This is a genomic window from Agreia bicolorata (genome assembly GCF_000938265.1).
Classification (GTDB): Bacteria; Actinomycetota; Actinomycetes; order Actinomycetales; family Microbacteriaceae; genus Agreia; species Agreia bicolorata.
Window position 1 is genome coordinate 584,660 of sequence record NZ_JYFC01000001.1, and the last position, 23,815, is coordinate 608,474.

The 23,815-nt window shown below is 60.4% G+C and carries 17 protein-coding genes; 5 read left to right on the forward strand and 12 right to left on the reverse strand.

Going from position 1 to position 23,815, the window contains the following annotated elements; translation table 11 throughout:
- Positions 1-3: 3 nt before the first annotated feature.
- The 6 genes from TZ00_RS02745 to TZ00_RS02770 all read right to left on the reverse strand — a co-directional run bounded on the left by TZ00_RS02745 (position 4) and on the right by TZ00_RS02770 (position 5,514).
- Positions 4-645 carry a response regulator gene (locus TZ00_RS02745; RefSeq protein WP_044439018.1) on the reverse strand — a complete coding sequence of 214 codons (642 nt, stop codon included), beginning with the start codon at positions 643-645 and terminating at the stop codon, positions 4-6.
- Positions 642-2,354 (reverse strand): sensor histidine kinase, encoded by a 1,713-nt coding sequence (locus TZ00_RS02750; protein ID WP_052521218.1) that lies wholly within the window; start codon positions 2,352-2,354, stop codon positions 642-644. Before TZ00_RS02750 ends, TZ00_RS02745 begins: the two co-directional genes overlap by 4 nt.
- 46 nt (positions 2,355-2,400) lie before the next feature.
- On the reverse strand, positions 2,401-2,898 hold the full coding sequence (locus tag TZ00_RS02755; protein ID WP_084605866.1) for a universal stress protein: 498 nt from the start codon (positions 2,896-2,898) through the stop codon (positions 2,401-2,403).
- The gene (locus TZ00_RS02760; RefSeq protein WP_044439357.1) at positions 2,895-3,407 is read right to left on the reverse strand and encodes a pyridoxamine 5'-phosphate oxidase family protein; all 513 of its coding nucleotides are present in this window, start codon (positions 3,405-3,407) and stop codon (positions 2,895-2,897) included. The genes TZ00_RS02755 and TZ00_RS02760 overlap by 4 nt, the downstream gene beginning before the upstream one ends.
- A 144-nt stretch (positions 3,408-3,551) precedes the next feature.
- Positions 3,552-4,562, reverse strand: a complete 1,011-nt coding sequence (gene adhP, locus TZ00_RS02765; RefSeq protein ID WP_044439019.1) for an alcohol dehydrogenase AdhP — start codon at positions 4,560-4,562, stop codon at positions 3,552-3,554.
- 160 nt (positions 4,563-4,722) lie between these two features.
- Complete coding sequence (locus TZ00_RS02770; protein WP_044439020.1) at positions 4,723-5,514, reverse strand: hypothetical protein; 792 nt, start codon at positions 5,512-5,514, stop codon at positions 4,723-4,725.
- A gap of 292 nt (positions 5,515-5,806) precedes the next feature.
- On the opposite strand from TZ00_RS02770, the gene TZ00_RS02775 reads away from it, so the two are divergent.
- The 4 genes from TZ00_RS02775 to TZ00_RS02795 all read left to right on the forward strand — a co-directional run bounded on the left by TZ00_RS02775 (position 5,807) and on the right by TZ00_RS02795 (position 13,275).
- Entirely contained in the window at positions 5,807-6,262 is a 456-nt protein-coding gene (locus TZ00_RS02775) for a pyridoxamine 5'-phosphate oxidase family protein (RefSeq protein WP_052521220.1), read from the forward strand.
- A 605-nt stretch (positions 6,263-6,867) separates the two neighbouring features.
- The gene (locus TZ00_RS02785; protein WP_161793719.1) at positions 6,868-8,031 is read left to right on the forward strand and encodes a HEPN-associated N-terminal domain-containing protein; all 1,164 of its coding nucleotides are present in this window, start codon (positions 6,868-6,870) and stop codon (positions 8,029-8,031) included.
- A 287-nt stretch (positions 8,032-8,318) separates the two neighbouring features.
- Positions 8,319-11,876 (forward strand): NACHT domain-containing protein, encoded by a 3,558-nt coding sequence (locus TZ00_RS02790; protein ID WP_152631057.1) that lies wholly within the window; start codon positions 8,319-8,321, stop codon positions 11,874-11,876.
- 247 nt (positions 11,877-12,123) lie between these two features.
- Positions 12,124-13,275, forward strand: a complete 1,152-nt coding sequence (locus TZ00_RS02795) for a hypothetical protein (protein WP_152631058.1) — start codon at positions 12,124-12,126, stop codon at positions 13,273-13,275.
- A 179-nt stretch (positions 13,276-13,454) separates the two neighbouring features.
- On the opposite strand, the gene TZ00_RS02800 is transcribed toward TZ00_RS02795, so the two are convergent.
- From TZ00_RS02800 to TZ00_RS02825, 6 genes are all read right to left on the reverse strand, one after another.
- Positions 13,455-13,826 (reverse strand): hypothetical protein, encoded by a 372-nt coding sequence (locus TZ00_RS02800; RefSeq protein ID WP_044439025.1) that lies wholly within the window; start codon positions 13,824-13,826, stop codon positions 13,455-13,457.
- Positions 13,827-13,830: 4 nt separating this feature from the next.
- Positions 13,831-14,601 carry a M48 family metalloprotease gene (locus TZ00_RS19885; RefSeq protein WP_161793720.1) on the reverse strand — a complete coding sequence of 257 codons (771 nt, stop codon included), beginning with the start codon at positions 14,599-14,601 and terminating at the stop codon, positions 13,831-13,833.
- A gap of 841 nt (positions 14,602-15,442) precedes the next feature.
- Positions 15,443-15,760 carry a hypothetical protein gene (locus TZ00_RS02810; RefSeq protein ID WP_238579549.1) on the reverse strand — a complete coding sequence of 106 codons (318 nt, stop codon included), beginning with the start codon at positions 15,758-15,760 and terminating at the stop codon, positions 15,443-15,445.
- 76 nt (positions 15,761-15,836) lie between these two features.
- Positions 15,837-18,992: a tetratricopeptide repeat protein gene (locus TZ00_RS02815; RefSeq protein WP_044439030.1), complete on the reverse strand. Its 3,156-nt coding sequence runs from the start codon at positions 18,990-18,992 to the stop codon at positions 15,837-15,839.
- Positions 18,985-19,356 (reverse strand): recombinase family protein, encoded by a 372-nt coding sequence (locus TZ00_RS20475; RefSeq protein WP_052521221.1) that lies wholly within the window; start codon positions 19,354-19,356, stop codon positions 18,985-18,987. The genes TZ00_RS02815 and TZ00_RS20475 overlap by 8 nt, the downstream gene beginning before the upstream one ends.
- A complete protein-coding gene (locus TZ00_RS02825) occupies positions 19,353-20,291 on the reverse strand; it encodes a hypothetical protein (protein WP_044439032.1) in 939 nt (312 codons plus the stop codon). Before TZ00_RS02825 ends, TZ00_RS20475 begins: the two co-directional genes overlap by 4 nt.
- 434 nt (positions 20,292-20,725) lie before the next feature.
- Between TZ00_RS02825 and TZ00_RS02830 the strand changes: the two genes are divergently transcribed.
- Entirely contained in the window at positions 20,726-23,785 is a 3,060-nt protein-coding gene (locus TZ00_RS02830; protein ID WP_052521222.1) for an AAA family ATPase, read from the forward strand.
- Positions 23,786-23,815 lie beyond the last annotated feature (30 nt).

Sequence of the window (23,815 nt, forward strand, 5' to 3'; positions counted from 1 at the left end):
TTACTACGTTGTCGAACCTTGTCCGTGATCTCGGCCGTAGACGGCAGCCTGCGTGCGGCGCTCGAGGCCGAGCTTGCGCAGCATGTTCGATGCGTAGTTCTTGACCGTCTTCTCTTTCAGCCCGAGTCGCTCGCCGATCTGGCGATTCGTCAGTCCCTCGGTGATCAGGTTCAAGATTTGACGCTCACGGATGTTCAGTGACCCGAACCGGGGATCGTCGACAGATTCCGAGCGCACACGCTCCGACACACGCCGGGTCGCAGCAGGATGGAGGAGCGACTTGCCAGAGGCCACCGCCACCACCGCCTCCACGAGGCTGGGTCCTCGCACATCTTTCAAGAGATACCCGGATGCGCCGGCGACGACGGCGGCGACGACAGCGTCGTCGTCGTCATAGGCGGTGAGGATGACGCATCGAACCTCCGGCATGCGCGAGAGGATCTCGCGACAGAGGTCGATCCCGCTGCCATCTGGCAGCCGCAGGTCGAGCAGGGCGACATCGGGACGCGTGGCCGCGATACGCGCCAAGCCCTGCGCAAGAGTCGAGGCCTCGGCAACCACTTGGATGTCATCGCTCGACTCCAACAGGTCGGCGACTCCCCGCCTCACGATCTCGTGGTCGTCGACCAGCGCAACAGTGATCATCGCGCGACCTCCTCGGTTATAGGAATCCGCCAGACCACACGTGTTCCTGACGGCGAAGACGTCACGTCGACCCCACCGCCGAGGTCGGTTGCACGCTTCTCCACGTTCACCAAACCGCTCCGATGAACATTGGCCGGGATTCCACCACCATCGTCGGTGACGGTCAGTTGGATGTCCTCGGTCGCCACAGTGACGTCCACCGACACGTCCAGAGGATCTGCGTGTTTCACCACATTGCTGAGCAGCTCCCGGGTTACGGCGACGACGTCATCGACCAGGGCGCCGCTGACGAAGAGGTCCACAGGGCCCGAGAAGCTGACATCCACCGGTCGAGGCAAAGCCTTCGACGCGTCAGCGGCGAGATCCAGAATGCGATGTCTCACGGATGCCGTCTGACCGGCGTCTCGGGGCGCGAGGGCGAAGACGATCTTCCTGATCTGCGCTATCACACCGTCAATACGGGTGACCGCTTCGTCGAGGCGCCAACGGTCCGCCTGTGACGCGGTCGAGGAGATGCTCTGTAGCTCGAGCCCGGTACCGAAGAGGTCTTGTATGACATGATCGTGCAGGTCTTGGGCGATTCTGCTCCGATCCTCCATCAATTTCATCTTCTGCTGACTGTCACGCGCACGGGCCAGCTCCAGGGCAACGCTGATCCTCTCGCCCAGGTCGACCCCAGCCTCAAGGTCGGTCTTCGTGAATGGCGGTCGCGAGGGTGACCGAGCGGCCACAAGCACACCCCACACCTGGGCGCCATCACCCAGGGTGATGTAAATCGCCGGTCCGGTGGACCCGTTGTTACACAACAGGAAAGGATCCTGCAGCGAATCGGAATGGTGTTCAGGCTCAATCCTCGAGACGGCGATGTCCAGCACAGCACCGGCCATCGATTCTCCCGATGCCAGAGTCCGGCCCGCGAGAGATGCAGCATCCGCGCCCCGAGCGGCGGCGACATGAAGGGTTCCCGCTTTCTCTCCGGGTACGACGATGACGACCCGCTCAGAGTCGGAACGCACGAATAGCTCGTCCGCCAGCGTGGAGACGGCCTGCTCGCTGTCTGCGCGGCCGAGCGCCACCGCGATCTCCGCCGACGACGTCATCCAGCGCTCCCGAGTGCGTGCCTCGATAAGAATGCGAGCATGATCGATGGCAAACGCGGCCGTCGCTGCGAGCGCCTCGAGGAGTTCTTCATCCTCCGCGGTAAACGGCCCCGTGCGGGGGTTGGTCAGGTAGAGGTTGCCGTATACGACACCACGGATCCTGATTGGCACGCCGAGAAACGCGTCCATCGGAGGGTGGCCAACAGGGAATCCTGATGAGCGCGGGTCGTCTGCCAGACGGTCGATTCGGATGGGCTCCTTAGCCGAGATGACGGCACCGAGAAGCCCCCTGCCTTCCGGCAGATGCCCGATGCGATCCGCATCGTCGGTGGTCATTCCCACGTGAATGAACGCTTCGAGGCCTGCGCCATCCGCACCGACGACGCCCAGGGCGCCATACTCTGAATCGACCAGCTCGACGGCTGCCTCCACGATGCGTCGCAACACGATGGAAAGGTCGATGTCCTCCACCACCGCACGCGTCGCTCGCAGGAGAGCGCGCAGTCTCCCCTCGGATTGCTTCATCTGGACCGCGCGCGCGATCAGCTCGTCAATCGATCGCTCGAGTTCGGCGCGCGGCATGTCGGGGAATGAGATGGATTCGCTCACCGCGCCTCCTTGAGGTCTGGTGCGAACGTACCATGAGGGTGCCTGTTCAGGCACCGTCTCGTGTGCCGGCATGGTGGGGGTGCACGATCAATACGGGACAGTGGGCATGGGCCGCTATCTCGGAGCTCACCGAGCCGAGCAGTAGTCCGGCGAATCCACCGTGCCCGCGGCTTCCCGTCACGATCAAGTCGGCAGACTCGCTCTGCTGGATCAGCACGCGAGCGGGCGATCCCTCTGCGATCGTGGTTCGAACGCCCTCGGGCAGCTGAGCACCGTAAACAGACTCCGCAGCGGCGTCAACCAGCTGGGCCGCGTCACGGTCCGGATTCCAGTACGGGGGCATCATTCCGTAGTTCGAGATCGGCAGAGACCAGGCGCACACGATGTCGAGAGTCGAGTGAAAGGCATCGGCAATCGTCTTGGCCTGACGGAGGGCCTCGATCGACGAATCCGAGCCGTCCACTCCGACCACGATGCGGGCGAAGTGGCCGGAGTCACGGACTTCAGGCGCGGGATTGGCGAGAACGCTGGATGAATCAGTCATGACCCCAGCTTCTTCGATGGCGGATCATTCGATCTGGACTTAGGTCCTCCGATGTCCGGTTCGTCCGCTCGGGCCATACGCAGCCTGCGGTGGAACCACCGGCCCGCGATGGTTCTCGGCGTAACCTCGACGAACACGTATGGCTCCGTCGGGACCCACTCCGGGAGTGATGACACCGCCGCGGCCTGTGTGCTGACATCGTTGAGGATGCGTGCCGTTCCATGCACGATGACGCTCCAGGTTCCGTCGTCTGTCGGCGCATCGACTTCGAAGACGACGGAATCGTTCGATGCCAGATCGACGAGTTTTGTTCCGGCAGCCGTTCGAAAAACGATCCGATCGCCGTCGGAATAGTAATAGACAGGGTATATCTCGGGGTTGTTGTCACGGCTCAGCCCGATCCGTCCCAGGTTCGTCCCCCTGATCAGGAGCCAACTCCGAGCATCCGACAATTCGGTGACAGGGCCCTGGGGCGACCACCCGTCGACGTCGCGACTACGCTCTACCAACGCACCCACTCCGAACCGAGGAACTCCTCATATCACTGCCCAGCCACCGTCATCGGAGTACCCTTAGAGTCTCGTGATGCATCCGCGATGCAGTCAGGGTCTTAGGACCCTGCGGAGACCAGCCTTTGTATTCCTCAGGCATCATCAATATTCGAAGACGAGGCGGGCGAGGACTTTTCCAGAGAGCACCTCGGCGATCGCGTCGTTGACCTGATCCAGGGTCCTGCCTTCCGCGATGATCTTGGTGCGTCCCGCAGCGTGGAGCGCGAAGACCTCGGCGAGGTCCTGGCGGGTGCCGACGATGGAGCCGATGATCGAAATGCCTTTGAGGACGGTCTCGAAAATGGAGATGCTCATCTGCTGATCGGCAGGAAGAGCGACGCAGATCAGCCGACCGCCACGGTTCAGCGAAGCGAACGCCTGCTCGAACACACGCGGGGAGGCTGCGAGGACAACGGCGACGTCTGCCCCGCCGACGGCTTTGATCGCGTCTACCGGGTCAACCTCGGCCGCGTTGACGAGGTGGTCGGCTCCGAGCTCGCGGGCGAGCTCGAGCTTGGGGTTCTCGACGTCGACCGCGATGACTCTTCCGCCCATGACGCGCGCGTACTGCACGGCCAGGTGTCCAAGCCCACCGATGCCGAAGACGGCGACCTGTTCGCTCGGAACGATCTTGGCCACCTTGAGAGCCTTGTAGGTCGTGACGCCCGCGCAGGTGAGCGGCGCAGCGTCGAGGGAGGTGATGCCGTCGGGCACAGGCACGGCGAAGCGGGCGCTGGCGACAGCGTATTCGGCAAAGGCTCCGTCGATCGAATAGCCACTGTTCTGCTGCTGCTCGCAGAGGGTTTCTCTGCCGTCTACGCAGAAGCGACACTCGCCGCACGCGTAGCCGAGCCAGGGAATCGCGACGCGTTCGCCGACGGTGCGGTCGGTGACACCGTCGCCGAGCTGCTCGACAACGCCAACGCCCTCGTGGCCCGGAATGAAGGGGACCGTCGGCTTCACCGGCCAATCGCCGTGAGCGGCGTGGATATCGGTGTGACAGAGCCCGCACGTCTCGAGCCGCACCAGGATCTGTCCGGGACCGGGGACGGGGATGTCCCGCTGGTCGATCTCGAGCGGGGCGGTGAACGAGGTGACAACGGCGGCTTTCATGGGCGGTTCCTTCGATTCGGCGCGAGGTGTGGATGAACAGGACGGGTGAGCGCGACTTGCCGTCAGACGAGACGCTCCCAGCACCGAGGTCGCATCTTCGGGCCCAAAGTCCTTTCGGGATGACATGGGACTTTCGTCCCGGCCCACCGGCGCGCACCTACTAAAAGGACCCGCCAAAAGCTGACTCCGCGCCGGACGGCTCTCTGCTGTACGCATTTCCATCGGGCAGCCAGGTCACATCAACCGGGCTGAACGTTCCGGCCCCTGGATTTCCGGCATCTACTGTGCCCGGGTGCTGATACGAGCCTTTGATGTTGAGCCCAGACTCTGGAAAGGACTCAGCGTCTACGCAACTCGCAGCCGTTTCTCCCGTGGGTTGAACGAGTACGAGGCACACCTCTTTTCCGCTCTCTCCTCTCGCTACGTACACCGGAGGGGAATCCATGAGTGCGCGGAAACTCTGCGCTCCGAACTGCGTCGCGTTCAATGCGTTGGGAGGGAGATCTGCCACTAATTGAGGCTCGTCGAAGATCGCGAGGGCGCCTGAAGCATCGACCGCTGGCGTTTCGGCCTGAAATCCCGCGAGGGCGCCTCCGATCGCGCCCAGAAGCACGCCGATAGCCGCCACCGAAGCCAGCGCTCCCCCTCGGCGGAAGCGATGCCATCCGTGGCGTGTCTGGGGTTCCGGATGCGCTGTCTCCGGTTCCTCCGGTTGTGTTGAGGGCCCGGTTACAGTCTGCAATCCGGCTTCGGGCGCCGCATCGATGACGGGGCGGGTCATCAGGCGCTCAGCATCACGTGTCTGCATCAGCCTCAAGAGCTGCTCTGTGGCCGCGGCGCTCTCCGGCGATGGGACGCCGTAGACGATCGCTTCCAGCCGCTTGAGCTCGTCTAGGGGCGAACGACGCCCGCTGGAGGCGGGAGCGGATGGCGTGGCGTGAGGGTCGAGCATGGCTCTCAGCTTGTCACGACAGACGCGGTTCACCCTCAACCTAGATCCGACGCCTGCTCCCGAGGGGTACAGGGCACATTTCTCGCGCTTCCGGGGTGGCGCCGGGTTCGTCTGGTCAGGACCAAAGACTCTGTCTCCCGCCGACTGAACGGTGCGAAGCTGTGCTCATGACGTGCGTCGCTGCGAGGCCGTGCTGCGCGACGTGTCCGCCCACGTCACGACCCACGAGATCGGCTGGTGACGTCCCATCGCCTCACCTGGATCGACACAACGAAAACGAGGTTGCACTGACATGATCATGCTCGCCAAGGACTTTCAACAATGGTCACCTCAAGGGCCCGTCACCGAGCTGTCCGTCGAGCACTGCTGGCAACGGCTGGCCAGTGCGAACGTCGGACGGCTCGGGCTGATCATCGACAACAAACCCGAGATCTTCCCCGTCAACTACATCGCGGATGGGCACACCATCGTGTTCAGAACGGCTCGCGGAACCAAATTCGAGGGCCTCGCCGAGGGCAATCCCGTGGTCTTCGAGGTGGACGAGCGGCTCACACACGGATCGTGGAGTGTTGTCTTGAAAGGGTCAGCCGTCGTACTGGGACCGGACATTCCCGATTCGTCGCCCAGCGACCAGCACCCGCCCATGTGGGTTGCTGCGGCCGGATACATGTACGTGCGTCTCACCCCACGAGAGATTCGCGGACGCCAGTTCGAAGGGCAAGTCCGAATCATCTATCCCAACAACTAGGCATGCGCCGTCCACGCGTTCACGAGGCCGCCAGTGTGGGTGAACCAGTACCCCCACAGGGACTCGAACCCGGTTTCGAGGTTGACAGTCAGAGGGCACTTATAGAAAACCGGTGATTTCCCGCAGATGTAGTCCACCGGCAATAACGAGTAATCCCGCCTGTTCTCAGAGAAGTGTGGGCAAAATGTGGGCAGAGTCACCACAGTTTTTTGCGTACATAGGTCGATCACTCCGACCTCCTTACTCCAATGAACGAGTCCCTGATCACCCAAAGCAACCGCCGGAGGCTGCAACGAACTAGTTCCACGGTCACACTGAATACACCGAGAAGGGACCTCTTTGGATACACCGAGGAGAGTCTGGCCGATCGGCTGCCGAAGGCGTACACTGCGGGCGAAGACTATCGAAGAGAGCTAGCCGCGGAAGCCCGCAGCCGCCCGCCCGAACGACGAGCTCGCAGCAATAAGGTTCGAGCGCAGGACGCCGCGAATGAGCAGGCGCTTACGGACCTTGGGCGGGTCATCGTCGGGACCCCAGACATCGGGACTCGTCACCGCCCCAAAGGGAGCTCAGATGAGCGAAAGTGCGTTTGCTACCCTTCTGGGGTGCTCGTCTGCAGTAACTGCCTCCTTGATGATGCCCTGGCCGACGCCGTTCGAGGTGAAGGCGATACAGAGCCATGCGACTACTGCGGAAAAACGCCTTTAGAGCCGGAGGCATCGGCGGACATGGAAGTCGTTGTTGAGCTAATCGTTGAGGGGTTCCACTACGAGTACGAAGATCCAATCGAGATGGTTCTATGGTCTTCCGCGGACGGCGGTTACCAGATTGGCGGTCAGCGAGACACGGCGGACCTGCTGAGAGATCACGAGGTTGCCGAGAACGAAGAACTACTTTTTGATCTCGAGCAGGCGATTGAAGGGCAGCTTTGGGTGCAGCGCGACCCCTACTCGGCATCCCCGGTACAGGCTCTGAAATGGGGCTGGAGCTTCTTCCGAGACTATGTAAAGCACAAGCGCAGATATACCTTCCTCATCCGCGAAGATCCAGACGCAACAATGGAATCCGGCGGCGAGATCGGCATGGCGGGAGTGCCCAAAGCGGTGGCCGATGCAGTGCGAGAGGCCGGGCACATTACCGTACTTCCCGCGAACACCACCTGGTGGCGAGTCCGACCACATTCTTCAGGCGAAATTTATACGTCCGCCGGCGCGCTGGGATCCCCACCCAACCTGGTCGCGCGAGATAACCGGATGTCAGCGAAGGGCATGGGCGCGTTCTACGGAGCATCAACGCTCGCAGGAGCCCGAGCAGAAGTGGCTGGCTATGCCGATCCGACACATGATGGCACAGCAGGCGAGTTTGAACTACTCCGCGACATTAGTGTGGTCGACCTCCGGAACGCAGCCAACATGCCTTCACTGTTCGATTCCAACCGACGTCATCTTCGTGCGCCGATCGAGTTCATGGGCGATTTCCTGGAGGATGTGACGAGAGTCGCTGACCCCTCAGATACACAGAACCTCGAATACATCCCCACTCAAGTAATCGCTGAGTATTTCCGATACGGCCTAAGTGGCGACGCGGGCCCCGTCAAAGGAATTCTCTGGCGCTCGTCAAAAGATCCGACCGTCACTAGCTGCGTCATCTTCGCGGACCAAGACCTCATGACCGATCACAGTTCCGACGGCAACGTAGGTCTAGGTAATCCAAAGCCATTGTTATTGCTAAAACGCCAGTCCGTGCAAATCATCTCTGCGCCGCTCTAGTCTCTAGGTAGTCGCCTTTCATACGCTGAGAATCGCCGAGCTCCCGATATGAGTCGAGACGAGTTCAGCTTGTCAGCAGCAACTGCCGCTGGGGCAGCGGTGCTACCCCTACCAAATCCGACGGATTCGGAACTTGGTTCTATGAATTTTCGTGTGCTGTGCCAGACGGCCTTCAGATTGTTGCGAAGCGTAGATCGGGTCGCGTTCGTGGGGTCAGCGCTTAGTTTTGGTTGACTCGACCCATACACTCTTGATCACAGCCATATCGTTCAAACCTTGAGGACCCAGTGCCATACCGCTACGAGGATCTTGGTGATGATGATTTTCAGCGGATGTGTGGCGCGCTGATCGTTCATCTGGATCAGACTGTTCAGCTGCCCCCTCTAAACCAGAGCGATGGTGGCTTCGACGGCTATCGACGCATTCCAGGCCAAGTCATGAAGTCCGTCGGGCATCAGGTGAAGTGGACCGGGAATCCCCATGGTGTCAAGAAACCTGTCGGATGGATCCTTGCTCAACTTGAAGGAGAAAAATCGAACCTTAAGCGTATGGCAGCAGAGGGAACGAAGTCTTACCTCATCATAACGAACGTGGCAGCGACCAGTAAGCCGAAGGTTGGTCGGATGGATGTCGTCGATGCTGGGATTACGAAACTGGGCAAAGAAGTGGGCCTCGACATTTGGGTGTGGTGGCGCAGCGACCTCGATGCTCGTCTGGATTCGGCCCCGAGCGAGTTGAAGTTCCGCTATCCCAATATGCTGGTCGGTCCCGACGCTATGCGGGCGCTCGTCACAGACATGTTGCACGGTGACCGCCTGAAGAAACAAGCCTTGCTAGTTAGAAGTGCAACCGCGACTTCGCTGGAGGCCGACAGAAATGTCGGATTTCGCCAAGGAAAACTCGAGGGCGTTCCGCTTGATTCCCTCTTCGTAGACGTAACCGCCCGACGCACTTATAACCTTGGGGCGAGTCCGAAGGCGAAGCATCCAGGTGCTCTTGAGCTGCTGCTATCAGCAGGCGCGCCATCCAAGATCATGATTTTCGGTGCCCCTGGTCAAGGAAAATCGACGTTGGTGCAAAAGCTCTGCCAGGAGCATCGAAAACTATTCGTAGACCCGCCGGATGAAGAGACCACCGAAAGCCGCTACAAGTCGGAACGTGATACTCCGCGGATCGCATTCAAAATCATTCTCCGTGACTACGCTCTCTGGCTGACGGGAATAGATCCAAGTTCCCAGTCGGGGAAACGACGCCCCGCCTCGACAACTGATTCTGTCGAGTCGTATGCGGCTCACCTCTTGCATGTGGACAGCGGAGGCATGAAGTGCGATGCCGACGAAGTGGTCTCGATAGGGAACAGATTCCCGACGCTATTCGCGTTTGACGGGCTCGACGAAGTAGCTGAGGTCGTCGTGCGGGAGCGAGCGGTCAAGGAGATCACCGCGTTCAACGTTCGTTCGGAGCGCTGGGAGGTACCGCCACGAATTCTTGTAACCTCACGCCCCAGTTTTAATCGATTACCGGAGCCAACTAACGACATATTCATCCAGTTCAACATGGATGCAATAAGCGAGGAGTTGCGCATCGAGTATCTCAGAAAGTGGTCGCGAAGTCAGGATCTGTCCGGCCCGGACCGTCGCGACGTTGAGCGAATATTTCGCGAGAGGTCCGGACAGGCGCATGTGCGAGAGCTTGCGACTAACCCGATGCAGTTGACAATTCTCTTGTACCTGATCCACCAGCGCGGTGACTCGATTCCTCAACGGCGTACGAACCTTTACCAGGACTATCTCCAAGCGTTCCTCGACAGAGAGGCGACCAAGTCCGCGGTTGTCAAGAAGTATCGCGATGAGCTAGAGGACATAACAGCATTTCTCGGGTGGCACCTTCAAGCTCTCGCGGAAAAACATAGTGGAAATGGGCGCGCAACTCGTCGCGAGTTAATTCGCGCAACAAAGCACTACCTCGTGGATAACGGACGCGAGGCACTCGTCGGCCTTGCTGACGAGCTCTTCACAACAGTTACGGAGCGCGTGTGGGCACTTACTAGTCGCACTACGGGAACGTTTGAGTTTGACGTTCAGTCGATCCGAGAGTATTTCGCTGCCCGCTATCTATTCGATCGCGCGCCAATCGCGCGATCCGGATCAGATGATGATGTATTCGCCCGGTTCAAAGAGACGGCCATTCGTCCGTATTGGGCAAATACTGCGCGTCTGATGGCTGGCTTGTTCCGTTACGGAGAAAAGGCGCAACTCACAGACGATCTAATCTCGCAGATTGCGGATGGCGGTATTCGGTTTTGGCCCCGGCAAATGGCCCTCACTTTGGTGAGAGACGGAATCTTTGACGATCAGCCGGCTCCCAGGCTTCGGTTACTGCAAGCTGCTTCCGACAGTGTGGGAGTGAGAATTGCCCTCCGCGATATCCGCGACGGGTCCGCGATGCCGATAGCTAGCGATCGCGGTGGTGATGTACTAAGCGGTCTTATGCAGAAGGCCATCTACGAAGACCCCCTAGATCCCCTCGCGTTGGAGCGGGCCCAACTCCTCTCTGAATATATGACAGGGGCAGCCTTAGCTCGATGGTGGGCTGAATGCGTTCGCAAGCAGCCATCGCATCGAATCCGCTGGATCGAATTGGGGCAGGCCGCAGGTGTCGGGACTTACCTAACTACCGCCGATCTGTCCGTGTTCAACCCGGATTCACCGAACGAAGTCTCAGCGCTACTTAAGCTGGGCGCCGAGCCAACGTCGGGAAGCGCTCTGTCGGACGCGATGGTTCGCTGCGTCCTGGATGGCATGAATAGCTCTGAGGACACGTCCGGTCGATCCGTTGCTGCGTCTCTCGCAGGGGTCGTAGATATCGGCGGATTGGTTTCTCGGGCCGATACCACTGTTACCGCACAACCGGCATGGGATCAGACAGCTCTCGCTCGACTGAAGAGATCTGAAAGCTCGGCTGCCAACCGGCTCCAAGCTTCGCGGAGGGGGCATGCGGGACAGCAAGGCACCAGTTCTCCTTTTGCCAACCTTGCAGATACCCTTCATTCAATCTACGGACGATGCATGCTGGCGAACGAAGTAGCGATCATCGGTGCATCAGCATCGAAGCTGAGGATGGGGCACGCCGCCCGAAAACTTGCGCCTGTATGGGGAACGGATTCAGTTCCTTCAGCCATTATTCGCGACTTCCGAAAGAACGCTGCCGACTCTGGGTGGTGGGTCGACCAAACAGATCACCTAGTTGACGAGCTCGATCGGTCAACCTGGGTATTGGGAGTGCTGACTTGCACCTCCCTTGAGGCGGTCTTCGAACTGCTTGAGAGTGTCGGCAAGGTGTTGGAAACTCTATCGACCGACGGAAAACTCGCGATTTGGTTAGCGCTGGCGCGCTTACGCGCAAATTCAGACCTTCGACGATTGCAGGGGGCCTTTCTGACCGCAGCGACAGACCGCTCCCAAATTCTCGGAGAGCTTGCGTCACTTCTTCTTCCTGAAGATCTTCAATATGAACTCGACGCCGCAACCTTCGCCGATCTTGCACTCCATCGAGCTGGGAACGCGCGCGCACGGGACCACGCGGTTCAAGTTGCGTGGACGCTTCTCAAGAGCAACACCATTTTCAACCCGGAACTTTTGTCTGCAATGCTCAATACGAGCGCCGACGTCCAATTAAATGGCGAGAAAGGTTGGCCGATGCCTACTGCACTGGTGTCAGGAATACGAGCTGACGTTCCATGGGCGCTACTTCGATGGGCTAATCAATCGCTGGAACAGCCTGAGGTGTTGGCGACTCTTGTATCCGTGGCCGATGCTCGCGAATGGTTTAGTCCGGCCAAATAGATGCCGTAACGCCTCTCATGACCTTCTAAACCAATCAACGGAAACAGGTTCTCTACAGTCGGGCAGGAAGTGTCAGCCGACTACTAGGTGTTGTGCTTACTTAAATGCGGAGATGAATCAACCGCGAACGCAGTGCGGTCGGCGACACTGATCGATGCCGTCGCCAAACACAAACTTGTCTCGGCGCTCATTCACTTGCATTAGCGGAATTCCATTGACCGCTTCACTTCGTCAGTAGCCTCGAACCATGGGTAGTTACAAAGTTGTTCAGACGATCTATTCGACCGAGCCATTCGCGCAATTGCGAGACAAAGTAAGCGGCTTCTTCACGAGCCGAAAATTCGTAGTCGGTGAGGATCCTGAAGACTCATTGGTCTACGAACCTTTGGCAAAACGATGGCGACGTGAGGAGACGGATTGGAATGCTCGTTGTAGCGCCGTGGTGTACGTTACGCGTTCGCACTATAGCTTGGTGGGCAGCGGCGCTCTTGTGGTGATGCGAAATGCTAAAGACGATGCCGCGTACTCAGCCCCTGACACGGCCCGTAGATTCTTTAGTCGAGCCCCCAGTTCGGTTTCGATTGAATCGCATACGTATTTCGAGGGCGAGGGTGAGGTCCTCGTCTTTGAACTAGCGAAGTCTCTCGCGCAATCGCAGCAGCCCTTGTTGCTTTCCATGGATGATCGGATCACGGCAGTGAAGAGTAACCCGTACCTCTCAGATAGTGATCGCTTCTTACAACTAGGTTCTGGGGTGTCAGGTTTTATTCCCGAAAAAGCGAGCTTCCCGATCTTGGAACTCGCTCTCAAAGAGAGGGTAGGTGCTCGCGTATGGAAAGAGTTGTCCGAAAACGCTCGCGCATTTCTGCTCACTGGCTTCGTTGCATTCGACGGTTTTGACGGACCGTCTAGCGTCTCACTTGAAACCTCGCCGGGCGTCATAGCTCTTAGCAAGGCCCTGGAGGATGTCATCGTCGAGCGCCTGCAGGAGCCTTTCCGCAGAGCCATCCTGAACTCAGCTGAATCTATTCCAGCCTCCTCAGACGGCAGACTGAATAAACTTCGAGATTTCGCGACTAGAAGGAATTCACGTCCGCTCGAGCTAGGAACATTTGCCTCGCAGATTATTCATCTCAACACTGCCGATATCAGCGCGTTGCCTCCGACAGCCGTTAAATTCGCTGACTTCATTGGGCGGCTATCGGACCCGGAATACTTACAGTTCCTCCTTGCCTCTGACCTTTTGGCCATGACACGCAATTACCGCAACCGAGCTGCCCACCCTGACCCGATGAACTTCGCCGATCTGAAATCGCTCCTTACGCTCTTGCTTGGCGGGGAAACCCGCGACGGCTTGCTCGCAACAATCGTCGAAGCAACCAGACCGGCTGCGCGCTGAGACTCCGCGACCCGTCATGGTCTTGTGGCATTTGTTGATGGGATCGCGGTGGATGAATCTGTCGAACCAATGTTGATGTGTATGCACTTTGTGGATAGTCGATTCAGGGCTGGGGCCTCGCCGGCAACCGGATGTCAGCGCGAGCATGACGCTGACGCGTATGAGGCCTCACGGGAGCGCTATCCCGGAGCGCAGAACTGTGCCAGTCCACGTCGGAGAACAATGCAAGCAACAATCGCAGTAAGCAAAGCGTTTCCGTCCAGATGAGTTGCGAGCAACGGAACCAGTGTCAGAATGTCGTTCGTTAATTCGCCGCCGAGGCCCTGGATTAGATTGTTGGTACACAGCACTGGTCGAAGCGCCTCGAGTCGCGCCTCGATCCACTCGCTCGCAAAGTGGCGATTCTGTTCGTCATCGCGGCCGCCGAAGCCTCGACCGTCCCCAATCAAAATACTGCCGGCAACGCTCAGGAGCTGATCCTCGGAAGCGGACCTAATCCACGTCAACGCCTCCGGCGTGAGCGCATTGTCTTCTAAGTCAATTGGAGTCACACGCTCAAGATATCGGTCTCAGATCGTCTAAGCGAGCGGGTATAGCGAGCAAAGCACAAGTTCGACGAAAAACATCTTCCGTCGCTCCCCAAGCCGGCGATGCTGCGACCTTGTTTATTATCTGTAGGTAACTCAATGACTTCTGATATTCGAGAAGTCCAGCTGGGTCAATGCCCCATGCGTCGTAGCCAGAGTGCCACCCGTGGTCGCGAAAAGCCTTCCATCCGTCAACGAACATCGGTGAAGCGCTAGCTAGCGTGTTAATCAGATCGTCGCGTTCCTCCATGGAAAGAGACTCGGATGTGTCAAACCCCTGCACCATTAGTAAATAGGGAAGTCCGTGCACAATGTCGTAAGCGGCGTCTGCTCGGAGCGCGTCCCAAAAATCTGGTGGGATGGAACCTGGCGTTGCAGCCGTCGCTGACATCACCCGAGCTGCAAAAGTGTGCGCTTCTGCTTCAGCGCTGACGGGACCCAGCAGCTGTGCGATTGCTTGCCACCGCTTCAGTAACGGTGGGTGGGTGCGGATATCTCTAACAAGCGCCGCTGATTCCCAGACTTGCATGGCACAGAGCGCCACAATTGCCGCTGAGCCGACCATGACCCGATCGACACTTCCGAAGTGGCCGAGCAATGCTTTGACTGCGAACTCATCCGCCTCCAACTCAAGCGCGGCTGGCGACCTGCGGCTCTTAGCCGGCAGGTCGTGTCCCAGAATGAAATGGCCAATTTCGTGAGCGTGCACAAACATTCCAGCAAAAATGCCGTCTCGCATACCCGCACTCTCTTTACGGAGTCCGATTGCGGCCGACATTCCCCAGACGCGGATGTGTTGAGTTGAGTACCGTAGAGCTGCGATCGCCGCCTGAATCTCAGGCGTACTCGCTACTTCTTCGGGGCTCACCAGGGCCGCTCGGACTTTACGCCGTCGTCCGAGGCGTGAGCGCAAACCAGTCCCGCCCCTCCATTTTGAGTTGAAAGTAGCGAGGCGCCAGACAAGGGTGCTGAGAGCGTCGGAAACCGACACTAGCCCTGATCCATCTGGGAAGACCTCGCACGACGCGGAAACCTCTTCCCGCGGTAGGAAGACAACTTCCAATCCGTCCAGCGTGCGCTCAATGCCCGACATCTGAACTGTTGCGGAAGCAGCAAGAGCAAGTCTCCATTGTTCCTCCATTGCCCAGTTCGCGCTCTGCTCCCGCGTCATGCCAGGCCGAAGTTGATGCTCTGTCGCCGTCAGGTGAGCGCGGCCCCAATCACTACTTTCCAAGAGCTTGATCGTCTTGGAGCGATCTAAGTACACCAAGTCACGGCGGCGCTGCGCCATCGTACGGGCCGCTGGGCTCGGGAGGGAGGTCACACCGCGACACTACGCGACACTGCGGTCATCATGTTCGTAAATCATCTCGACCATTACGTCTCCTGACGGTTGAGCCGATGGCGACCCTAGCTAGGCCAGCCGGTAGCGTTTCTTATGCCAAAAAGAAGTTAGTCAATTTGCGGAATATTTAATGAGAGTACGAGCGAGTGATACCCGGGCCACTCCCCCGATCAAGCCCCTGATCAAAGATTTCTCTCGCGACCTGCAGCTCATGGAGAATCCAGCTCCTAGGGGGCTACCGCTCGATGATGACCGACACGGCAACCAATCGGTCGGGTTCCTCAAGGTTGGCGATAAGCGACAGCCCAAAGCTGCCTGCGATGTCAAACCCATAGTCGTCGACGAGGGTCTTGAAGACGAGCTGAAATGCCGCTCGGAAGGCTTCACGCCAAGTGTCTGGTACTGCCGCCTTCATCGCCACGATGACAAAGGGAAGGGTTGCGGCCGTCATCCACGGCGCGGCCAGCAGGGTGCGAAGCAAGATGACCCTATTGCTGTGCGCGGCATCACTGTCACTAGTGACCTCGGAGAGATACTCGGTGGCGAGGTACATCCAGCGTTGCAACTCTTCGGGTCGATCGCTCGTTCGTCCCATGGCGCTGAGCATGAGGCTCAGCTTGCCGGGCGCGTCAATCGGACCTCCGAAGCGGATAGCGGCAGCAATGCCGTGCGCAGCCCCCCCCATCGAGATCGAGTGCAAGTTGATACGCCGGTGCCCGATAAACGACTCCGACGCTCCATCGATGGATCAAAGCAGCATCGATCGAATCAGCAAGCGCGCCGTCCGCGATGCCCGCGATGCGTGCCTGCTCGACCACAGCAGGTGTTCCAAACGTCGGAACACCTGCCGCACTGACGATGCGTCGCGTAGCTGCATCGTCACACCAGAAGGCGAGCCCCTGCTTGATCGCGAGGTCGGCAGCCGAAGTCCAAGGTCCCGCAGCTTGTCCCAGCGCCACAATCAGCTCGGAATCTTGATGCCGGTTGGAGACGCGTTCGGTGCGCCTGAACCACTCGACGAGCGTCTGGGAAATTCCGCGAAGCGCTTCTCGCTCGACCGGATCGTCAGGAACGAACTCGGCGCCGCGCTCAGTCGAGCTTGGAATGAACTGCCCTCCCGCCTCACGTGACAGCGATTCGCGTGAAGCGTTGGCATCAAGAAGTTGCTGCGACGTCGATCGCAGCACAAATCGGCCCGCCAGCAGGTTTGCTGCGTCGTCAGGGAGCAGGGCCATGGTGAGCAGCGCAGTCGTATCTACAACAACTGTGCTTCCAACCGCCGCCGCGATGGCAGCCAGTTCGTCGACTCCCGCCAGCGGGCCAGCGAAGCGCGGTGCTCGCCTGCACAGCATCAGTCCTTCGGCGTAGAAGCGATGAGCAACTTGCGCGGCCAATCCCACCGGCAAGGTCCCGTTCCGAAGACCAGTATCGATGGCCGTCGTGTCGCGAGGGCCGCCCACTGCCGCATCGAGCTGTGCGATCAGCGTGTCACGATCCTCAGTGTCGACCGTGATCCTGAAGAACGCGTTGCCCTCGGGGAAGTCGTTCTCATATTGTTCGAAAAGAGTGGCGAGGTTGACGGAGCTCGAGTCTTCAGTGATCGGCGCCATAGTGACCGCACCAATGGCAAGATTCCTGATCTGCTCACTTCCGGCAAAGTCGGTAGCTATTTGCTGCAGTTCGGCCAGAGTTGCCATCTCCGAGCCGTGCAGCCGGAACAGACTCAGCCACACGGACGCCTCAGCTTCACTGGATGGTTTGGGCCCGGGGTTTCCTGCGGCCCAGACCCTGTAGGCCTCGTCTTCATCACCAGCGTTGTAGCGAATGAGCACTAGTGCCCAGCGGGCCGACGACGAACTAGGTCGCAGCGTCAGCATCGAAGTTGCACTGAGCGCCGCTGAGGCCCAATCATCGAGCTGAAACGCGCACTCTGTTTGTACGACGTAGGCGGCGAATTGATCTCCCCAACGAGGTCCGCCGGCCTGAAGCGCCTTTCCTGCGCGGTCTATTGCCTCGTGCAAGTGGCCGAGCAATTGATGGGACTTAGCGGCTCGCAACCAGTCGTCCGCGTCTCCCCAGGTTTGGGCTGCGCGCTCCGAGGCCGATATGACGTCGATGTGACGACCCTTCTGGCCGAAGAACATCACTAGTGCGTGGGCAAGACGTGGATTGGTCACGGCTGCCGACTGGGCACGGCCTTCAGCGCCGGGCGCCTCTGCGAAGAGCCCGGCCACTAGGTCCAGCTCGCCGGCAATCTCGGGGTTTCCCACGCGCAGCTCTTCGACGAATGGATCGAGGTAGCCCCTGGTTGCCTGACGAAAACACAGCGATGCTTTGTCATTCCAGTCGTCGGTGGCTGCGATCGCGCGTGACCAGAGCTCTCGTGCCCGTTCCTCGTCGAGGAGCAACTCGGCCTCCCGCGCCTCAACCTGCAGATGCGAGGCCTCGCTGAACGAGTCGTCAAGTTGGTCAAGCGCCATTTCCACGGATCCACGCTCGGCCATAAGGATCACCGACGCGTCTCGCACGTCGGGATGTCGGGCTTCAACTGCGGTCGCTTCACCGTCAGGTTCCTCTTGAGAAAGCGCCCAGGCGCGCTCCGGATCCATTAGGAGCATGTATGCCCGCATCGCATGTGCCACGGCAACGCCGCTCGAAGATCCCCACCTGCGTCGAGCATCGCGAATCCGTAGCGCCAACGTTAACGCGTCGCTGAGATCGCTCGCATGGAACCGATGATCGGCGACCGCGCTTCGTCGGATCAGGCACTCGACGGCGACCAGCCCGGCCCCGACCCGATTGTGAGTCTCGAAGGCTTCTCGGCCCATCCGAATGGCTTCGTCGAGTCGATCTTCGTCTCTGGCGAACTGAGCGAGCAGGGTTGCCCGAAGGGATTCTTGTGAGGACGTCGACGGGTGCCAGGCCTCAAGGTGTCCGATTCGATCCGTCGACGAATTCGCCTGCATTATCCCTTGCACCAGTGGGTAGTCACTCACATCTGCCAGGTATGCCAGCGCGACCTCGTCGTCGCGTATCTCTGCAGCCCACATGCGGCGCACTTTCCAGTAGCCCCGCGGTGTCGCACCCTGCGCGATAGCGGAATCAAACCACGCGACGGCGGCGGATTTCGCGTCGACATCCATCGCGGCCTCCCCAAGCCAACCATCGATGCCCGCTGCCCGCGTGAGCCAGTCGGGCCGCGTCGTCGACCAGTCGCTGAGCAGCTGCGAACGATCCATGGCACGCACTAGTTCAGCTATCAGCCTTTCGATCACCGCCGGTTGCTGCTCTCTCAGGCGCGCAACGTCCTCACCGAGAATCGGGCTGATCTTTTGAAGGTTGAACCGAAAGGTAGCGGCATCGCTCGCCCCATCAGCGACTGCTTGTTCCATCGATGAGAGCTGTGAAATGACTTGTATGTGGTGGGTGACAACAGCCTCGTTCAGTTCACTCGCCCCGAGATAGCCGAGCCGCACGAGATTAAGCAACACGTCAACTCCAGCGTCCTCTCCGTCCAACGTGCGGATCGGCACGTCCTTCAGCCGGTCACGAACCGTGGCCAGCGAAACGTCGTCGCCAGCCTCGAGGGCTCTGCGTATCGATCCGTCGGCAAGCATGATCTTGAGCGGCTTCAGATGAACGGTGAGGCCTCGAGCCCGAGCTCTCCTGACGACCCACTTGGCCGCGCGCCAGTCGAAGGAGAGCGCGCGCCAGCCACGGTGGAGAAGGGAGCCTATTCCCCCACTCGCCAAGTTAATCGCGACCCCCGATGCCGGATCACTCATTGGAAACCTCCTCAACCCACGTGATCGCTCGATGGATCGTGGGTCTGCTCACGGCGAAGAATTCCGCCAAGCTTTGGACTGTCTCGCCGCGCTCGTATCGTTCTCGCATATCGATGGCTTTGCGAGGAGACAGCTTTGGGCGGCGACCGCCGGTTCGCCCGCGGGCGCGGGCTGCAGCCAAGCCATCCTTGGTTCTCGCGACAATGAGGTCACGCTCGAACTGGGCGACAGCGGCGAGGATGGTGAGGAACATCCGCCCATCAGGAGTCTTTGTCTCGATCGACTGCTCGCGCACCTCAATCTCCACCGCCGCGGTTTTGTAGGAGCGAAGAATCCTCGAGACGTCATTTGCCTGTTGTTTCACGCGCGGGCCCGCTCGTTCCAAAGTTGGTGCGCTTTGGTAATAAGCGCGTGGGCGGCTTCGAGATGCTGAAGAATGCTCGTGGCGCTCGGCTCGACGTGCGCGATGGGCGCGTTTCGGTGGTCGACGCCGATCAGCTTCATGTCGGAGAGAGTGCGCGTATTGCTAGGTTCGCCGTGTGCAAGTGAGCTGGCGGTTGACCAATACCAGTACGTCATCGCTCCCCCGAGCTCGGGCACGTAGACGCCGCCCTCCGCGGCGATCGTGGATGGGCTGAGTTTGGCGATCACCCTGGCAAAATCGAGGCCCGCGTCCGCGGTGAGCGTCTTCAGATCGGATACCTGACCGGCTACGTACTTCTCTTGCGCACGGTACTCGTCACCATTCAGGGCGTGGGAATACCTCGCGTAGTTCTTCGCGAGGTTCTTCGAGTACATGAGTTCGTCGTGGCGGAGACGTAGGGCACGCTCGACACGGGTGTCACTATCGTCCGGTCCAAGGATCCAAAGGGCTGTGGTTGCGGCTTCGATGAGTGCTCGGACGATGACGTATTCGGAGGTGAGATGGAGCTTGATACCTGCGCGATCGTCGTCGACCACCATGGCATCAAGCCCCATCATCAGATTGTGGTAAGTCCCGATCGCGTGGTCTGCCTGCTCAGGAGCGGTGACGTGCTCTGGTGGATGATCGCGCGTCTCGGAGCTGCGGCGATTTATCGCAAGCTTAGGCACTCGCAACTCGTCGAGCCGGAGATCCGAGCCGTCATTTCTTGCCATCGCTCCGTCACGGTCCGCCATTGCGTTGCGCCACCCGTTCAGCAGACCAACGATCCTGCCCTGGGCCGCCTCCTCCGCGTCCTCGTCGGCCTGGCGTTGGATGTAATCGCCAGCTCGAGCGGCCAGGATCGCGTCCCGGACCTGCTGGCTGATCTCGTTCATGCGCGACAGTGTACTGGCTCAGCCGTCTCCTCCAGTTGTCCTCCAAAATTCTGCCACACGAGGCATCCTTGCCAGCAGGTCATGCATCGCGATCGCGTCGAGTTCGAAAGCAATTTGTCGCTCGGATCGGCTAAGCCGCAGCCAGGTAGCTTTTCGTCGTCGTCCGCTTCTCGACCCGTCGCACCGCTCCCCCTCGGGGAGCGGCACTCCGGGAAGGGAGAACTTTCTGAGCGGGTGGGGACTGGATGGATGAGAGGAACGGGGAGCGGGTGGGTGATGGGCATGTTAGAGAGCGCGTGAGTGGCGAGATGGTGAAGGGGGAAAAGTTACAAATTAATAGTTCAATGCACGTATGCTCTATTGCCGGTAGAGGTTAGCTAAGCGCCATGCGACGCGGGGTGCGGGTCTGGCGTAGAGGCTCTGGGAGCCGCGGTGTGGAATCCGCCGTCGCCTATGCATTCGAGGGCACCTGTGACGCGTCACAGGCCCATGCGCACACTGCGCACGAGGCTGTGGAGTCTGCTGCGCACTATGCCGGCGACACGGTGACTAGGTGGACCGTCGAGGATGGGCAGATCAGCGGGGACACTCTCACTGCGTCGAAACTGCGTGCCTGGATCGATGGTCGCGACCCGCTTACGGACGAGACGCATGGTCGGGCCGACATGTCGGAGAAGGCTAACCTGATCTTCGATTCCACGATCAACACTCCGAAGTCGTTCTCGATCGCGGCGATGCTGAACCCGGAGCTCGCGCTCGAGTTCAGTCGTCTGCAGGACCGGCTGCGTGACCGTGTTGTGGTGAAGTGGCAGACGGAGCTCAACGCTCGCCGCGGTGCCGGGTCCAAGGTTATGGAGTCCCTGGCGCGGGTGGAGGTCGTTGAGTTGAACCATGAGCGCTCACGTTCTCTGGATCCGCACTCACATCGGCACCTGTGGCTCAACGCCAAGGTGCAGGGCGCCGACGGCAAGTGGTCGAATGTCGACTCTGCGGTGATGATGAAGTTCCAGCCCATCGTGAATGGTGAGGGTGAGCTGGCCGCTCGCACGGATCCTGAGTGGATCGCGGCGCTCAACGACAACGGTCTGACGCTCAACGCTCAGGGCGAGATCACCGAGCTCGCTCACCTGGTCCGGCCCATGAGCCGCCGGTCAAACCAGATCGAGGCGAACCGCTCAGCACGTGAGGCCGAGTGGCGGGCGCTCAATCCTGATCGTGAGCCGTCGCCGCAGGACGTTGCGGCGTTTGATGCGTGGGCGTGGGCGAAGGATCGCCCAAACAAGCCGGGCGATCTGGACGAGCTCACGTGGGCGCAGCAGGTCAGAGATGAGATTGCTGGTCTGGATCCGAAGCTCGGGAAGCGGCTCAAAGATGGGCGGCTCAAGCCCACGATGAATGAGCGGGTGACCGTGGCGGATCTTGACCGTGACCGTCTTGCCGCTCAGGCTGTCGCCTGGGCGGACGCCCGGTCGGCCCGTTCAAATGACCGGTTCAGTCTGTTCGACCTCCGAGCGGGAGCGGCGTACATGGTCGCCGCGTCCGGTGTGGTCGCTGAGCGCTCAACCCTGGACGAGCTGCTCGAGGATGTGACCGAGCGGGCGGTGGGCGCTCACACGATCAGCTTGTCGGACGCCGAGTATGTGCCCGCTCATGTGAAGTCGCTCCGCTCAACCGCGACCGTGCAGGTCAAGCTCGACCTCGAGGCCGAGCTTGCTGGCTTGGCTGTCGATGGTCCCGAGGTTCCGGTCGACGTGGTGGGAGCGATCGCCGCCCGGGTGAGCGAGAACCCGCTGGACGCCGGTCAGCTCAAAGCGGCGCAGCTCATTGCTGGTCAGGCCGGCCTGGTGACCGTGACCGGTCCTGCAGGAACGGGCAAGACGACCATCGTCCAGGTCGTGAAGCGGTCACTCGACGAGCAGGGCCGGCGGCTGCTGGTCGTCGCTCCGTCGAAGAAGGCGGCCAACGTGGCCGGCGAGGCGATCGGTGGTGACTCGTCGAGCGTTCACGCTCTGATCCGTGCATACGGGTGGCGGTGGCAGACAACGGCCGAGGGCGAGCAGTGGACGAAGCTGAACCCGGGCGACACCGACCCGACCACCGGGGCGATCTACCGCGGTGTCCCGGAGGAGTCCGTTCTGCGCCCGGGTGACCGGATCGTGGTCGACGAAGCCGGGATGATGGATCTCTACACGGCGCGCGCCGTCGCCCATGTTGCTGCGTCCACGGGTGCCGGTATCGCCATGGTCGGTGACCACCTCCAGCTCAACCCGGTCGGTCACTCGGGTGCCATGGCTCTCGCTCACCGCCTCGCCCCGGCGACCGCTGAGCTGTCCGCCGTTCACCGGTTCCGGACGGCGGCCGGCAACTCGGATGTCGAGTACGCGGCGCTCTCCCTGCGTCTGCGTGACCCGAAGGATCTCGTCGACGCGACCGCCGTGGTTGACGAGCTCGCCGAGCGCAACCTCATCGTGCGAGTGGACGATGACCGGGCCGCCCGTGACACTCTGGTCGACCGGTGGTTCACCGCTCACGGTCTCGGGCAGTCGATCGCGATCACGACGTCGACCAACGAAGAAGCTCAGGCGATCAACGACGAGATCCAGCGCCTCCGTATCGAGCGGGGTCAGCTCGAGTTAGGTCGCGCGGCGCTCGGCCAGCACGACCAGCACCTCATGGTCGGTGACCGGATCCAGACCAGGAAGAACGATCGCGAAGCCGGCGTGGCCAACCGTGACGACTGGACGATCCTCTCCGTCAAGCGTGATGGATCGATCCGGGCTATGAGAGAGGGCGAGCTGGGCAACGAGGTCGTCACGCTCGACGCCGAGTACCTGGCGGACTCCGCTCATCTCGCGTACGCGTCGACCGCTCACGGCATCCAGGGCACGACCGTCGACGTCGCGATCACCGGGCCTGGTGTGACCGGCGCCGGCCTCTACGTCGGTATGACTCGAGGCAAGCGCGCCAACGAGGTTGTCGTCGCCGCCTCGAGCGACGAGAAAGCTCGCGTGGAGCTCGCTGAGGCGATCGTGCGTGGGCGCATTGAGAACACACTCGAGGAGTCGAAAGTGGCAGTTGAGCACGAGGTGTCCGTGGCCGCGAAGCCTGCCGACCGAACGGTTGCAGCCTGGACCGATCGCTTCGCCCGACCGTTCGGCCACGAGCGAGACCTCGCAGGGAAGATCGCAGCCACCGAAGCGAGCCTCGCCAGAAACCTGAGCATCGCCAATCGCACGGCCGGATTCTATGATCCCGAGGACCAGAGCACCAACCGCTCCGCGATCGCCAATATCGAAGCCCGCAAGGCCAAGCTCGAGCAGCTTCGCCTCGAGGCAGCCCTGCGCGATCAGCTCCCCGTCGACCAGCTGTCAGACGAGGCTGCACAACGAGAAGCGGCCAGGGCTCAAAGACGCACCGAAAGGCGCCTGGCACCGGCACCGCAACCGGCCTACATTCCGACCAAAGACAACAACCCGACCACCGGCATGTTCTAGCCAGCACAACGAACGCTCAGCGATCTTCGT

Bases quoted from the DNA above. Each gene is read 5' to 3' on its own strand.
- TZ00_RS02755 (WP_084605866.1), bottom strand. From the start codon at position 2,898: ATGACTGATTCATCCAGCGTTCTCGCCAATCCCGCGCCTGAAGTCCGT.
- TZ00_RS02770 (WP_044439020.1), bottom strand. From the start codon at position 5,514: ATGCTCGACCCTCACGCCACGCCATCCGCTCCCGCCTCCAGCGGGCGT.
- TZ00_RS02775 (WP_052521220.1), top strand. From the start codon at position 5,807: ATGATCATGCTCGCCAAGGACTTTCAACAATGGTCACCTCAAGGGCCC.
- TZ00_RS19885 (WP_161793720.1), bottom strand. From the start codon at position 14,601: ATGCGAGACGGCATTTTTGCTGGAATGTTTGTGCACGCTCACGAAATT.
- adhP (WP_044439019.1), bottom strand. From the start codon at position 4,562: ATGAAAGCCGCCGTTGTCACCTCGTTCACCGCCCCGCTCGAGATCGAC.
- TZ00_RS02825 (WP_044439032.1), bottom strand. From the start codon at position 20,291: ATGAACGAGATCAGCCAGCAGGTCCGGGACGCGATCCTGGCCGCTCGA.
- TZ00_RS02815 (WP_044439030.1), bottom strand. From the start codon at position 18,992: ATGAGTGATCCGGCATCGGGGGTCGCGATTAACTTGGCGAGTGGGGGA.
- TZ00_RS02795 (WP_152631058.1), top strand. From the start codon at position 12,124: ATGGGTAGTTACAAAGTTGTTCAGACGATCTATTCGACCGAGCCATTC.
- TZ00_RS02745 (WP_044439018.1), bottom strand. From the start codon at position 645: ATGATCACTGTTGCGCTGGTCGACGACCACGAGATCGTGAGGCGGGGA.
- TZ00_RS02810 (WP_238579549.1), bottom strand. From the start codon at position 15,760: ATGTACCTCGCCACCGAGTATCTCTCCGAGGTCACTAGTGACAGTGAT.